Below are 13,884 nucleotides of genomic sequence, written 5' to 3'. Positions count from 1 at the left end.
CGGTGCGCGCTCCGGCAAGGGTGCGCGGCATCCGGAGTCTGTATCGTTGCGAGGCTGTGCCACCGGAAGGGATGCCATGACCTCGGAGTACATCGACGCCAACCGCGCCAACTGGGATGAGCGCGCGACCCTCCACGCTGCTCGTGACGGTTCGGGCTACGGCGTGCAGCGCTACGTTGCGGATGCGCAGGCGCTCTCCGACGTCGTGCGCTTCGATCAGCCGCTCCTCGGCGAGATCGCCGGTCTGCGCGCGGTGCATCTGCAGTGCCACATCGGCACCGACACCCTCTCGCTGGCGCGCCTGGGCGCACGCATGACCGGCCTCGACTTCTCCGAGAACGCCCTCACCGAAGCCCGGCGTCTGGCTGCCGAGGCCGGCGTCGACGTCGAGTTCGTCCAGTCGGACGTCCGGGATGCGGCGACCGTCCTGCCCCGCGAATCGTTCGACCTCGTCTACACCGGCATCGGTGCGCTCTGCTGGCTGCCGTCGATCACGGAGTGGGCGGGTGTTGTCGCCGATCTGCTGGCCCCCGGGGGCACGCTGCATATTCGCGAGGGGCACCCGGTGCTGTGGTCTCTCAATGAGGAGCTCCCCGGCCTCGCGCTGACCTTCCCGTACTTCGAGCAGACCGACCCTCTCGAATGGGATGACGAGAACACCTACGTCGAGGTCTCGGCACCGCTGAGCGCGACGCGCACGTACGAGTGGAATCACGGTATCGGCGAGATCGTCACCGCCCTGCTCGACCGTGGCCTGCGTCTGGACGCCCTGGTGGAGCACGACAGCTTGCCGTGGGAGGCGCTGCCAGGTCGCATGACCCCGCGCCCCGACGGCGAGTACGCGCTCACGGAGCAACCCTCGGTCATGCCGCTGAGCTACACGATCCGCGCCTCGAGGCCGGCCTGACGAGGCGCACCGGGTCACAGGTGGGTGAAATTCCTCACGACAGGGGTGACTACATCGATACCCCGCGAGCCAGCCGTGGCAGCCTGATCCTTCGTCCACATCGCGAGGGGGCACGTCGTGCGGGAGACAGTCGATCTGGCGATCATCGTCGCGGTCTACGTCGCGATCATCGGCACCGGGTGGGGTCTTCTCATCGATCCCCTGCGCCCGGCGACCAGATGGGTGGCCGCCGTGTCGGTCGTCCTGACCGGGTTCCTCATCGCGGGCCTGGCACCCGACGCCGTGCTCTCCGTGCCAGTGCTCATCACGGCATTCAGCGCCACGTCGTGGGCACGCGAGAGATGGTGGCGGGCGGCCCTCATTCGGAACGAACTCCCACCCCGAACGCCTCCGCCTCCTCTTCCGTCAGCATCCGCGAACGGATGAGGAATCGCATCCCCGTCGGACCCTCGACCGAGAAGCCGGCGCCGCGGCCGGGAACGACGTCGATCGTCAGGTGCGTGAACTTCCAGTACTCGAACTGCGACTCCGACATGTAGACCTCGATCGGGTCGTCGAGACCGACCTCGATGTCACCGAGGTGCACGTCGCTGGGGCCCGTGATGAACATTCCCACCGGGTAACACATCGGTGAGCTGCCGTCACAGCAGCCGCCGGACTGATGGAACATCAGCGGGCCGTGCTTCACCGTCAAGTCGCGCAGCAGTGCGGCCGCGGCATCCGTCACATCCACGCGTGAAAGGTCTGGCATCCGTTCTTCTCCTTCGAATCCGGAAATGGGTGTGACCCCCGGGACGAACCGGGGGTCACACGGGTCGGGATCGCCGTCACGACCCCGACTCGACCGCTCAGAAGAAGCCCATGGCCCCATCGGCATACGACACCAGCAGGTTCTTGGTCTGCTGGTAGTGATCGAGCATCTTGAGGTGGTTCTCGCGACCGATACCGGACTGCTTGTAGCCGCCGAACGCCGCGTGAGCGGGGTACTGGTGATACGTGTTCGTCCAGACGCGCCCGGCCTCGATGGCACGACCGGCGCGGTAGGCGGTGTCGCCGCTGCGGCTCCACACCCCGGCTCCGAGGCCGTACAGCGTGTCGTTGGCGATCGAGATGGCGTCGTCGAAATCGTCGAACGACGTCACCGACAGGACGGGACCGAAGATCTCCTCCTGGAAGATCCGCATGTCGTTCGTGCCCTCGAAAACGGTCGGCGCCATGTAGTAGCCGTCCGTCAAGTCGCCGCCCAGATCGACGCGTTCTCCACCCGTCAGCAGCTTGGCGCCGCCCGCCTTGCCGATATCGATGTACGACAGGATCTTCTCGAGCTGGTCGTTCGAGGCCTGAGCGCCGATCATCGTCTCGGGGTCGAGCGGGTTGCCCTGGCGCACCTTCTTGACGCGCTCCAGGCCGTCACCGAGGAACTGGTCGTAGATCGACCGCTGGATCAGCGATCGAGACGGGCACGTGCACACCTCGCCCTGGTTCAGCGCGAACATCGTGAACCCCTCGAGCGCCTTGTCGTAATAGGTGTCGTCGCTGCGTAGTGCCACGTCTTCGAAGAAGACGTTGGGGCTCTTGCCGCCGAGTTCGAGCGTCACCGGAATGAGGTTCTGCGAGGCGTACTGCATGATCAGGCGGCCGGTCGTGGTCTCGCCGGTGAAGGCGATCTTGCGGATCCGCTTGTGCTGCGCCAGCGGAGCGCCGGCCTCGATGCCGAAACCGTTGACGATGTTCACGACACCGGCCGGCAGCAGGTCGCCGATGATGTCGAACAGGAAGAGCAGGGATGCCGGAGTCTGCTCCGCCGGCTTGATCACGACGCAGTTGCCCGCCGCCAGCGCGGGGGCGAGCTTCCATGCCGCCATGAGAATGGGGAAGTTCCACGGGATGATCTGACCGACCACACCCAGTGGCTCGTTGAAGTGGTACGCCACGGTGTTCTCGTCGAGCTGGCTGAGCGAGCCCTCCTGGGCCCGCAGCACTCCCGCGAAGTAACGGAAGTGGTCGATGGTCAGGGGAATGTCGGCTGCCAGCGTTTCACGCACCGGCTTGCCGTTCTCCCAGGTCTCGGCGACGGCGATCTTCTCGAGATTCTCTTCGATCCGGTCGGCGATCTTGTTCAGGATGACGCTGCGCTCAGCAGGCGTGGTCTTCTTCCAGGTCGCGAACGCCTTCCACCCGGCCTCGACCGCCCGATCGATGTCGTGGGCGTCGCCGCGACCGACTTCACAGAACGGCTTACCGGTGACAGGGGTGATGTTCTCGAAGTACTCCCCGCTGTGCGGCTCGACCCATTCGCCGCCGATGTAGTGCCCGTACCGCTCGCGATACTGGGCGACGGCCCCGCGTGTTCCGGGGGCGGCGTAGACGCTCGAGACGCCTTCTTCGACGATGGTCATGCGTGTCTCCTTCGACGGTCATGAGTCGCCGCGACGGCTCCGGGCGGCGATGCGCCGACGGTACGCCGAGGGAGGTTGCATCGGGTTGCACCGGTCCGGGCGGGGTTCGCTGATCGAGGCGGGCACCCCTGGCCGCGAGATCACAGGATCCTCGCGACATCGCACGGCATCCCTCTCCATAGCGTGCGATGTCAGCACGAACGTGTTCCCTCGATGGCGCGGCGCGCGGCCCGCACGGCGCCGGGCCCGGGGGCGTGACCACCCCGGCGAGCGCGCGCACCGACGACGGACGGCACGGCCCGGGGCCGTGGCATTTGCTCTGCGTACGCGATTACGCGTCGGCGTCAGCCAGCACCGATCGCAGCGGCGGCACGTTGACTTCGTGCACGTCGACGTCGTCGAGGCGCTCGATGCTCTGCACGCGCGGGGCGATCACGCGGTCATCGGCGACGATCCAACTGCCCACGAGGAGGAACCGATCGTTGCCCGCCGTGATCGGGCCGGTGAGGGCGAACGTCTGGTGCGTCGGCGTGAGGAACGTCACGCGAACCGGCGTGCCATGGGGGAGGGTCGAGGGGTCGACCACGTCGGCCTCGAGCGCCGGCTGCGGTGGGTCGATGCCGAGATCGATGCGCTGGATCTCGGAACTCGTCGCGAGGATCACGTCGCCTACCAGGGGCTGACCGCCCACACCGATGCGCACGGTGCCCTCGAGGGCATAGAGGCCGTAGCGCGGCGAACGCACGATCACGCGGGCGACATCGCCCGCCTTGACCTCGGCCAGCGCCTCGCGGATACGCGCCACGTCGCGACGGGCGCGGGCTGCCGAGAAGATGTCGAGCGCGTTTTCGTCCATATGTTCAGAGTAACGAGGGCCTCCGACATCGGGCCCACCGCGGAGTGAACGCGCACGAAAGCGTCAGCGCCCCTCACTCCCGCTCCAACCGCTCGATCCGCGCGACGAGGCCGGCGCGTTTCGGCGAGCGCGGGGGCAGCATCGACAGACACAACCGCAGCACCTCTTCGTCGTCGCGCCCGTCGACGGCGTCGGCGTAGGCGAGGAGCACGTCGACACCGGCCTCGGCGATCAAGGCCTCTCGCAGCGTCGAGCGCACCGATTCGCGTACCTCGACCACCCCCGGCGCGTCGGACTCGGGCAGCACCGGACCCGAGTAGGCCGCGAGGGCCACCCGGTGCGCGCCGCGATCGAGAAGCGACAGCACGTGCTGGGCGTCGGTCTCGAGTCCGTCGATGAGCCGGTAGGGCCGGGATGCCGGCACCACCCGCGGCGCGAGGGGAACCAGGGCGCGGCGGAGCCGCACCATCTCCGGCCGGAGCGTCTCGACGGCTGCGTGGCCGTAGACGGCCTCGCTCAGCGCCTCGGCCGACAGTCCCTCGCGGTGCACGGCGAGCAGCAGCAGGATCTCGGCGTGGCGCGCGCTGAGTTCGAGCGTCGATCCGCCGATCTCGAGCATCGCGCGGTCACGTCCGAGGATGCGCAGCAGAGCGCGCGCGGGCGCCGAACGTCGCGGCGGAGGAGCCTGTTGCGCACGCAGCCGCGCGACGAGGATCTCGCTCTCGATGGCCCGGGCGGTGGCATCCACCAGCAGTTGCGCCTGGGGCGTCACGGCCTCGGGGCCTCCCGTGACGTCGATCATCCCGATCAGACGGCGCGTCTCCGGGTCGTGCACGGGCGCCGCGGTGCACGACCACGGTTGTACGAGACGGTTGAAGTGCTCGGCGCCGCGGATCTGCACCGAGCGATCGAGGGTCAAAGCGGTCCCGGGTGCGGAGGTGCCCACGGCATCCTCGGCCCAGTTCGCCCCCGCGACGAAGCCCAGGTCACCGGTCAAGGTGCGGATGTGTCGGTCGCCCTCGACCCACAGCAGGCGCCCCGCCGCGTCGCCGACGGCGACGATGACGCCCGACTCCTCGGCGGTGCCGGGAAGCAGCAGGGCGCGCACCATGTCCATGACCCCGGCCAGGGGATGAGCCCGGCGGTACGCCTCGAGTTCCTCCGACGCCAGCTCGAGCGTGGGGAGTCCTTCGGGACCGACGAGGGATGCCATCGACCGCCGCCACGACTCGGTGACCAGCGGACGAACGTCGTCGAGGCGCCGATCTTCATTGCCGGCGAGGAGTTCGTCGTGTGCGCGCGCGATCAGCAGTCCCGAGGTCTCGGGGGAGATGGCCGGTCGCGACCAGGAGGAGGGCACAGGACTCCCATCGGCGGTGACGGAGGTGGGTTCCAGTGTAGGTCGGGCGGCGACCGGGCGGGAGGGGCGAACCCGCAGACCCTCGGCCAGCGCAGCAGCGAGGTCCCACCCGGGGCATGCGCTCCGCCACCCGGTCGATGCAGAGCCGATCCCGGTGAGGTTGTGCGGCCGTCAACCCCCGTTGCCGTGCGCGGAAGAGAAGAGCACGGTGGAGGAACCGACAGAGGGGAATGCCATGAAGGCAGTGCAGTACCGCGAGATCGGAAAAGGACCCGAGGTCGTCGAGATCGACGAGCCCCATGCAGGCCCCGGTGAGGTGCGTCTCAAGGTGACGGCGGCCGGCCTGTGCCACTCCGACTGGTTCGTGATGGATCTTCCCGAGGAGCAGTACACCTACGGTCTGCCGCTCACGCTCGGCCACGAGGGTGCCGGGATCGTGGACGAGCTCGGCGAAGGCGTCGAGGGGGTGACCATCGGCGGGGCGTACGCGATCTACGGACCATGGGGATGCGGTCGGTGCCACGCGTGCGCGGAGGGCGCCGAGAACTACTGCCCGTACGCCGCCGAGATGGGCATCACCCCTCCGGGACTCGGCAGCCCCGGCGCCATGGCCGAGTACGTGATCGTCGACGACCCGCGCCATCTCGCCCCGCTCGACGACCTCGACCCCGTCGCGACGGTGTCTCTGACGGACGCCGGGCTCACGCCGTACCACGCGATCGTGTCGGCGAAGGAGAAGCTCTACCCCGGCGCCACCGCCGTGGTCATCGGCGTGGGCGGCCTCGGCCATGTCGGCGTGCAGATCCTGCGCGCGGTGTCGCAGGCCACGGTCATCGCCGTAGACCTCGGCGAGGACAAGCTGGCACTGGCTCGCGAAGTCGGCGCGCACCACACGGTGACCTCCGATGAGCACGCCGCCGAGCGCATCCGCGAGCTGACGAACGGACTCGGGGCCACGGCGGTCTTCGATTTCGTCGGCGTGCAGCCCACGATCGACCTGGCCCGCGCCGTCGCGGGCATCGACAGCTTCATCCACATCGTCGGAATCGGCGGCGGCATCATGCCCACCGGCTTCTTCTCCACGCCGATGGGTGCGGCCGTGCGCGCACCGTACTGGGGCACGCGCGGCGAGCTCATCGAGGTGCTGGACCTCGCCCGCAGCGGGGCCGTGGGCGTACACGTCGAGCGTTACGACTTCGACGGCGCGGTCGAGGCCTACGCGAAGCTGCACCGGGGACAGGTTCGCGGCCGCGCGGTCGTCGTTCCCTGAACCACGGCGTGAGGGGGTGCCGTCCGATCATGGATGCCACCACCTCATGCCGTCAGCGGCATGCGCAGTCAGCCCCGCGCCGCCCACCACTCCCGGAGGCGCTTCTCGGCCTCGTCCTCGCCGACCACACCCTCGTCGAGCCGCAGGTCGAGCAGGAAGCGATACGCCTCGCCGACCTCGCGTCCGGGCTTCAGCCCCAGCACCTCCTGGATGCGGTTGCCGTCGAGCTCGGGGCGGATCGAGTCGATCTCCTCCTGCTCGCGGAGGGCGGAGATGCGCCCCTCGATGTCGTCGTAGGCGGATGCCAGTCGCTGCGCCTTGCGCTTGTTGCGGGTGGTCACATCGGCCCGGGTGAGGATGTGCAGGCGCTCCAGTTCGGCCCCGGCATCGCGGACGTACCGGCGCACCGCGGCATCCGTCCACGCCCCCTCGGCGTAGCCGAAGAAACGCAGGTGCAGCTCGACCAGACGCGTGACGACGGTGGTGGTCGCAGCGTCGAAGCGCAGCGCCTGCAGGCGCTTGCGGGCCAGGCGCGCACCCTTGACGTCGTGGTGGTGGAATGTCACGCCCCCGCCCGGCTCGAGTCGTCGTGTCGCGGGCTTGCCGATGTCGTGCAGGAGCGCGGCCAGGCGCAGAGGGACATCGGGGGCGGCATCCGGATGCCGGGCCTTTTCGAGCTCGATCGCCTGACGCAGCACGGTGAGGGAGTGCTCGTAGACGTCTTTGTGGTGGTGGTGCTCGTCGACCTCGAGGCGCAGAGCCGGTACCTCGGGCAGGAACTCCTCGATCAGGCCGGTCTCGACGAGCACGCGGATGCCGCGGACGGGGTCGTCGGTCTGCAGCAGACGCACGAGCTCGGCCTGCACGCGCTCGGGGCTGACGATCTGAAGCGACGCCCGCAGGTCGGCGATCGCGTCGAGGGTCTCACGATCGACGGTGAAGTCGAGCTGCGACGAGAACCGGGCCGCACGGAGCATGCGCAGCGGATCATCGCCGAAGCTCACGGCGGGGTCTATGGGGGTGCGCAGACGCCCGGCGATCAGGTCTTCGACGCCACCGGTCGGGTCGACGAGCGTGCGCGCGGGCACGCGGAGCGCCATCGCGTTGACGGTGAAGTCGCGGCGGGTGAGGTCGGCCTCGAGGGTGTCGCCGAACTCCACCGTGGGCTTGCGGGTCACCCCGTCGTAGCTGTCGGCTCGGTAGGTGGTGATCTCGACCTGCTCACCCTTGACGCGCGCGCCGATGGTTCCGAATTCGCGGCCGACGTCCCACTGGACCGACGAGACGGGTTTGATCAGCGCGAGGATCTCGTCGGGACGGGCGTCGGTGGTGAAGTCGAAGTCGTGCGTGGTGCGGCCCAGCAGCGCGTCGCGGACGGGGCCACCGACGATCGCGAGATCACGGCCGGCTTCGGCGAAGGCACGGGCGACGGTGGCGACGACGGGGTGCGCGGCGAGCTCCTCGAGGCGCGCGAGACCCTCGGCCATGTTCAGCATGTCTTCGAGCCTATCCGGGGCCGCCGACAGCGACCTCGCGCCTCCCGGCAGCCCTCATCGAGTGTCCAGGACACCCGATGCCACGGAATACACGTCCGGGTTTCGCGGACACCCGCGTGGTCAGCGGCCGCGACCACGCGCCTCAGTCGGCGAACGAAACGAACCCCGTCACCAGCAGCTCGCGCACGCGCGGCAGGAGATCGGCGCGGAGGTGCGCGGCATCCACCTCCATCAACTGGGCGATGGCGTCGATCAGCACCCCGACGGCCAGATCGCCGTCGCACGCGCCCACCAGCGCCGCGAGGGCCGGGTCGACCTCGATCCGCCGCGCGAAGCCACCGCCCTGGTGCAACTCGATGACCGACGGATCGCCCTCACCCGGACGGTAGTGGCGCGCCTCGGTGACGTCGGGCGCCACCTGCAGCACGCTCGCCGCGAGGTCGTCGTCGTCCAGCAGCGCCGCACGGTCGTGCGCGGCGAGGCAGGCTGCGAGGTGCGGTCCGAACGCGGACTCCCCGCCTCCTGCGACGCGCTCGTACCGCGCCAGGGTGGGGCCACCGGCCAGGGGTTTGCGCAGCAGCAGATAACCGAAGCCGATGCCCGTCACGCCGCGGCGGGCGAAATCGTCGAGCCACGCGTCGATGAGGCGCCCGTACGCGGGAGTTCCCGGAATGGTGCCGCCGTCGCGCACCCACAGCTCCGCGTAGGCGAGCGGATCGAGCACCTCGCGTTCGATCACCCAGGCATCCATCTCCTCGCCCACCCACGAGCGGACACGGTCGAGTCCCGGCTCACCCTCGCGATACTCCCAATTGCCCAGGGACTGCGCGACGCCGCCGGGGGAGAGGTGCGAAACCGCGCCCGCGACGACGGCCGCCACCAGCGAATCGCCCTCCATCCCGCCGTCGCGGTACTCGTACGCCGGAACCCCCTCGACGCGGGGCGTGATGACGAACGGGGGATTGGATGCCACCCGGTCGAACGTCTCACCCGCGACAGGGTCGTAGAGCGAGCCGTGCCGGGTCTCGATGCCGTCGACGCCGTTCAGCAGCGCGTTCAGCCGGGTGAACCGCAGCGCCCGCTCGGAGATGTCGGTGGCCACGACGTGCTCCACGAGGCGGCGCAGGCGAAGAGCCTGGATGCCGCACCCCGTCCCGACGTCGAGCGCGGTCCTCGCGCCGCGGGTCAGCTGCAAGCGGGCCAGGGTCTGCGAGGCCCCACCGACACCCAAGACGTGGTCCTCGGGCAGAGGCCCCTCGAGCGCCGCCTCGTCGAGGTCGCTCGCGATCCACCATTCGACCTCGCCCGCGTCGTCCGAGAACGCCTGCGGCCGCACGAGCACCGCGGGGTACACCTCATCGCCCTCGACACGCACGAGGCCCAGCGCCTCCGCACCGTCGACACCCACCGACGGCAGGGCCGAAGCCACCCGTTCGCGATCCTCGGTGAGACCGAGCCCCCACAGGCGCCCCAGCACGGCGAGGGCATCGTCGCGGGAGTCGACAGCGCGCTCGGCCGGGCGGCGTAGGCCGCGCGCCACGGCGTCATCCGCTTGCGCGCCCCAGGCCTCGCGGAGCGTGGAGCTCGCGTAGTCGGCGGCACGGAGATCGGCGGCGAGCGCTTGGCAGAGGCGGGGGTCGGGTTCGGGGAGCACCGGTCCATTCAAGCGTCTGCGCGAGGCTATCGGGGGGCTTCAAGGCACGCGGGCCTAGACTCATCGCGGTGCGAGGCCCCCTCGTGCCACCGACGCTCGTATGACCGTGACTTCCCCGCCTTCGGGCTCACCCGTGCTGCGGCGCCCCCTCGCGCGCCGGCTGTTGGCGACCCTCGCCGCCGCCGCCCTGGCCCTCGGTGTGGCGCTGCCGTCGGCCGCCGCGTTCGCCGCGACCCCCGATCCTTCGCCGACGACCGCAACCGTCGCCTCGGTGCTGTCCGCCGCTCCCGCGGCGAACGGGATCCTGCGCCCCGGCGACCCCCTGTCGGTCGTTGTCACGCTGTCGGCGGGATCCTCGGCCGCCACAGCGACGCCCGTCGTCCTCTCGGTGGGTGCGGCATCCCTCGGTGACGACGCCTCCCTCGACCGCTGGCTCGGCGGTGATGCGTCGGGACAGACCCTGCAGCAGGTGGCGACGGGAACGGTGGATGCCACCGCCTCCGGCGCCCAGAACTCGGTGACGCTGACCGTCCCCGCGACCGATCCGACCCTCGCCGGCCGCGGTGCCGGGGTCTACCCGGTGCTCGTGTCGACGGCGGGCCTGACGGCACCGAGCGTCGTGGTCGTGCCGTCGGACGGTTCGACCACCCCGATCGCCCTCGTGGTGCCCATCACAGCGGCTCCCCTGACGCGGGGTCTGCTGACCGGCACCGAGCTGGCGGAGCTGACGGCGGTCGACGGAGCGCTGTCGGCCCAGCTCGACGCCGTCGACGGCACAGCGGCCACCCTGGCCATCGACCCGGCCATACCGGCCGCGATCCGCGTTCTCGGCTCAGCAGCACCGCCCACGGCAGTCGCCTGGCTGCAGCGTCTCATGGCGCTGCCGAACGACAGGTTCGCGCTGCAGTTCGGCGATGCCGACATCGCCGCCCAGCTGCAGGCCGGAGTGACCGCGCCGTTGGGTCCGACGTCGCTGCAGTCGTACATGACGGAGGCCGATTTCACCGGCCCGGCGCCCGCCGTCTCCGCCGTCTCGAGTCCGGCCCCGGCCCCCTCGGCGAGCCCGGGACAGCCGACCTATCCGACGCTGACGACGCTGCTCGACATCGGCTCGGCGACGTCGAACGTCTTCTGGCCGGCCACGGGGTCGGCCGGGACCGACACGGTAGCGGCGCTCGGCGCCCTGGGAACCCCCGAGGAACCCGCCCACGTCTTAACGGCTTCGACCAGCGTCTCGGGCGGTTCGCGCGTTGCGGCCGCCGCCGTCGCAGGTGTCTCGACCCCGGTGTACGACGCCGAGGTGTCGAGGACGATCTCCGCCGCAGCCGACGAGAACGATGCCACACGCCGCAGTGCGTCCCTGGCCGCCGCGCAGGCGTACCTGGCCATCGCGCGGGTCTCCGCCGGCGACGAACCGGTGCTCGCCGTGATCGACCGCGGCACCGACCGCTCCCGCGTGAGCCTGCGCGCCACGCTCGGTCTGCTCTCCTCCGCCCCGGGGTTCGCGGCATCGACCCTCGCCGAGGTCTCGAGCCGGCCGGCATCCGAGATCTCCCTCGCCGCGCCCATGGTCGACTCGACGCGGGTGACCGAGGTGGGCGATCTGCTCTCCGACGAGCAGTCGGTCGACCGTTTCGCCACGATTCTCGATCAACCCGAGTTGCTCACCGGTCGCGAACGCGCCGAGATGCTGCAGGTCATCAACGTCTCCTGGACGGGCGACGCCGCCCGTCAGGCCGTCGCCGACCACCGTGCCGGTACGCAGACCACGCTGGACTCCGTCGGCATCCTCTCCTCCGACTTCCGCCTGGTCAGCTCCAGCGCTCCGCTGCGGCCCTGGGTGCGCAACGATCTGCCGTGGCCCGTCACGGTGGTGCTCGACGTCAGCCCGAACGACGCGCGCCTGCGCGTGCAGGATCGCACGACGGTCGAGGCGCAGGCCGCGGCCAATACCCGCGTCGAGGTGCCCGTCGAAGCCCGTATCGCGAACGGCGAGGTCACCGTCGATCTGCAGCTCTACAGCCCCACGGACCAGCCGGTCGGGGCCCCGCAGAGGGTCGACGTCGAGGTGCGCGCCGAGTGGGAGAGCATCGGGTTGATCGTCATCGTCGTGCTCGTGGTGGGCTTCCTCGGCCTCGGTGTCGTCCGGACGATCGCTCGTCGACGTCGCACTCGCACAGAAGAGGAATCCACGCCGACTCCGGATTCCGACACCCCCGTCGACGGCCTCGGCGCGAAGGGGCCGGATGACGACGGGCGCAGCCCCGCAGAGTCCGCAGACGAGACCGCACCATCGCCCGACGAACAGGAGATCCGCCCGTGAGCAGTATCGGACGGGCGAGTGTGCTCATCGGGGCGGGGACGATCGTCTCCCGCGTGAGCGGGCTGCTGCGCATCGTCGTGCTGGTCGCGATCGTCGGCTCGGTGGGCAGCGCTGCGGGTGACGCGTTCGGTCTGGCCAACCAGCTGCCGAACAACATCTACACGGTGATCTCGACCGGTGTGCTCACGGCCGTGATCGTCCCGCAGATCGTCAAGGCCGCCGCACACGCGGACGGCGGCCGCGCCTTCGTCTCGAAGCTCTTCACGCTGGGAACGGTGATCCTGCTCGCGGCGACAGCCCTCGCGATGATCGCCGCCCCGTTGATCGTCACCGTCTACATCGACCCCACCAAGGTCGCGCCCGATCAGATCGCGTTGGCCACCGCCTTCGCGTACTGGTGCCTGCCGCAGATCTTCTTCTACGGCCTCTACGCGCTTCTGGGTGAGATCCTCAACGCGCGGAAGGTGTTCGGCCCGTACACGTGGGCGCCCATCGTCAACAACGTCGTCTCCATCATCGGCTTCGGCATCTTCCTTCTGCTGTTCGGGGGGCCGAGTCCCGACGTCCTGCAGTGGACGCCCACGATGATCGGTCTGCTCGGTGGTGTCGCGACCGGCGGCATCGTGTTGCAGACCGTCGTGCTGCTCGTGTTCTGGCGCCGGGCCGGTCTGCAGCTGCGTCCCGACTTCCGCTGGCGTGGCGTGGGCCTGCGCCACATCGGACGACTGGCCGGTTGGACGTTCCTTATGGTCATCGTGGGGCAGCTGGCCGGAATCGTGCAAACACGTGTGCTGTCCGGCGCCTCGGGTACCGGACCCGCGATCATCGCCACGCAGAACGCGTGGCTGGTGTTCATGCTGCCCTACTCGATCATCGTGCTGTCCATCGGCACGCCTTACTTCACGCAGCTCAGCGAGCACGCCGCGGCCGGTCGACACGACGAGGTGAAGTCCGACATCGTCCGCAGCATCCGCGTCCTCGGGCTGTTCATCGTCGTCGCCACCGCTGCACTGGCCGTCGCCTCCGTGCCGGCCACCCGCGTCTTCACGAACAGCTCCGACGAGGCCCTTGCTGCCGCCCCCGTCCTGTTGTGCTTCCTCGTCTGCCTGCTGCCGCTGGCCGTGCTGTTCGTGGTCCAACGCACCTTCTACGCCTACAACGACACACGGACGCCGTTCTTCTTCACCCTCGCGCAGGGCGTGCTGGTCGCGGTGACGGCCCTGATCGCCGGAGCCGCAGTGGGGGCCGGGGCTCTTCCCCTGGCACAGCTGGCGGCGGGGGTCGCGCTGGGTCAGTCCCTCGCGAGCGTGGTGCAGGTGGTCGTCGCCACGGTGATCCTGCATCGGCGCCTCGGCGGCATCGGTGTCCGCGCCTGGCTGACCCCGCTCGTGCGGTTCGTTCTCGTCGCCGTACCCGCCGCCGCGGCGGGCTGGGGTGTCGTGCTGCTGTGCGGCGGCCCCGAGGGTTGGCTGTCGGCATCCGTCGTGTCGGGCGCTCTGGGAGCCGCGCTGGTCGGATCCGTCGTCCTCGCCGTGTACCTCGGCATCCTGGCCCTTCTCCGGACGTCGGAGCTCGAACCGGCGATCGCGCTCGGCCGGCGGTTCCTCCCCAAGCGCTAG

10 protein-coding genes are annotated in these 13,884 nt (G+C 69.9%); 4 read left to right on the top strand and 6 right to left on the bottom strand.

The window, feature by feature from the left end; all coding sequences use genetic code 11:
• Nucleotides 1-76: 76 nt before the first annotated feature.
• Nucleotides 77-907, top strand: a complete 831-nt coding sequence (locus FHS07_RS06290) for a class I SAM-dependent methyltransferase (RefSeq protein ID WP_183418975.1) — start codon at nucleotides 77-79, stop codon at nucleotides 905-907.
• A 358-nt stretch (nucleotides 908-1,265) separates the two neighbouring features.
• Here FHS07_RS06290 and FHS07_RS06285 read toward each other — a convergent pair whose 3' ends face one another.
• The 4 genes from FHS07_RS06285 to FHS07_RS06270 all read right to left on the bottom strand — a co-directional run bounded on the left by FHS07_RS06285 (nucleotide 1,266) and on the right by FHS07_RS06270 (nucleotide 5,522).
• Nucleotides 1,266-1,658 carry a DUF779 domain-containing protein gene (locus tag FHS07_RS06285; protein ID WP_183418974.1) on the bottom strand — a complete coding sequence of 131 codons (393 nt, stop codon included), beginning with the start codon at nucleotides 1,656-1,658 and terminating at the stop codon, nucleotides 1,266-1,268.
• A gap of 97 nt (nucleotides 1,659-1,755) precedes the next feature.
• On the bottom strand, nucleotides 1,756-3,306 hold the full coding sequence (gene exaC, locus FHS07_RS06280; protein ID WP_221189136.1) for an acetaldehyde dehydrogenase ExaC: 1,551 nt from the start codon (nucleotides 3,304-3,306) through the stop codon (nucleotides 1,756-1,758).
• A 331-nt stretch (nucleotides 3,307-3,637) separates the two neighbouring features.
• Nucleotides 3,638-4,162: a hypothetical protein gene (locus tag FHS07_RS06275; RefSeq protein WP_183418973.1), complete on the bottom strand. Its 525-nt coding sequence runs from the start codon at nucleotides 4,160-4,162 to the stop codon at nucleotides 3,638-3,640.
• 73 nt (nucleotides 4,163-4,235) lie between these two features.
• Nucleotides 4,236-5,522: a GAF domain-containing protein gene (locus FHS07_RS06270; RefSeq protein ID WP_183418972.1), complete on the bottom strand. Its 1,287-nt coding sequence runs from the start codon at nucleotides 5,520-5,522 to the stop codon at nucleotides 4,236-4,238.
• A gap of 235 nt (nucleotides 5,523-5,757) precedes the next feature.
• On the opposite strand from FHS07_RS06270, the gene FHS07_RS06265 reads away from it, so the two are divergent.
• Complete coding sequence (locus tag FHS07_RS06265; protein ID WP_183418971.1) at nucleotides 5,758-6,792, top strand: NAD(P)-dependent alcohol dehydrogenase; 1,035 nt, start codon at nucleotides 5,758-5,760, stop codon at nucleotides 6,790-6,792.
• Nucleotides 6,793-6,860: 68 nt separating this feature from the next.
• On the opposite strand, the gene FHS07_RS06260 is transcribed toward FHS07_RS06265, so the two are convergent.
• Together FHS07_RS06260 and FHS07_RS06255 are read right to left on the bottom strand one after the other, a co-directional pair.
• Nucleotides 6,861-8,288: a CCA tRNA nucleotidyltransferase gene (locus FHS07_RS06260; RefSeq protein WP_183418970.1), complete on the bottom strand. Its 1,428-nt coding sequence runs from the start codon at nucleotides 8,286-8,288 to the stop codon at nucleotides 6,861-6,863.
• A 142-nt stretch (nucleotides 8,289-8,430) separates the two neighbouring features.
• Nucleotides 8,431-9,942, bottom strand: coding sequence for a DUF7059 domain-containing protein (locus tag FHS07_RS06255; RefSeq protein ID WP_183418969.1), 1,512 nt, complete (start codon nucleotides 9,940-9,942; stop codon nucleotides 8,431-8,433).
• Between the two features lie 106 nt (nucleotides 9,943-10,048).
• On the opposite strand from FHS07_RS06255, the gene FHS07_RS06250 reads away from it, so the two are divergent.
• On the top strand, nucleotides 10,049-12,265 hold the full coding sequence (locus tag FHS07_RS06250; protein ID WP_183418968.1) for a DUF6049 family protein: 2,217 nt from the start codon (nucleotides 10,049-10,051) through the stop codon (nucleotides 12,263-12,265).
• Nucleotides 12,262-13,884 (top strand): murein biosynthesis integral membrane protein MurJ, encoded by a 1,623-nt coding sequence (gene murJ / locus FHS07_RS06245; protein ID WP_183418967.1) that lies wholly within the window; start codon nucleotides 12,262-12,264, stop codon nucleotides 13,882-13,884. Before FHS07_RS06250 ends, murJ begins: the two co-directional genes overlap by 4 nt.

Source organism: Microbacterium proteolyticum, from assembly GCF_014192415.1.
Taxonomy (GTDB): Bacteria; Actinomycetota; Actinomycetes; order Actinomycetales; family Microbacteriaceae; genus Microbacterium; species Microbacterium proteolyticum.
Note: the sequence above shows the minus strand (reverse complement) of the source record. Positions and strands in the feature narration are given on the sequence as shown.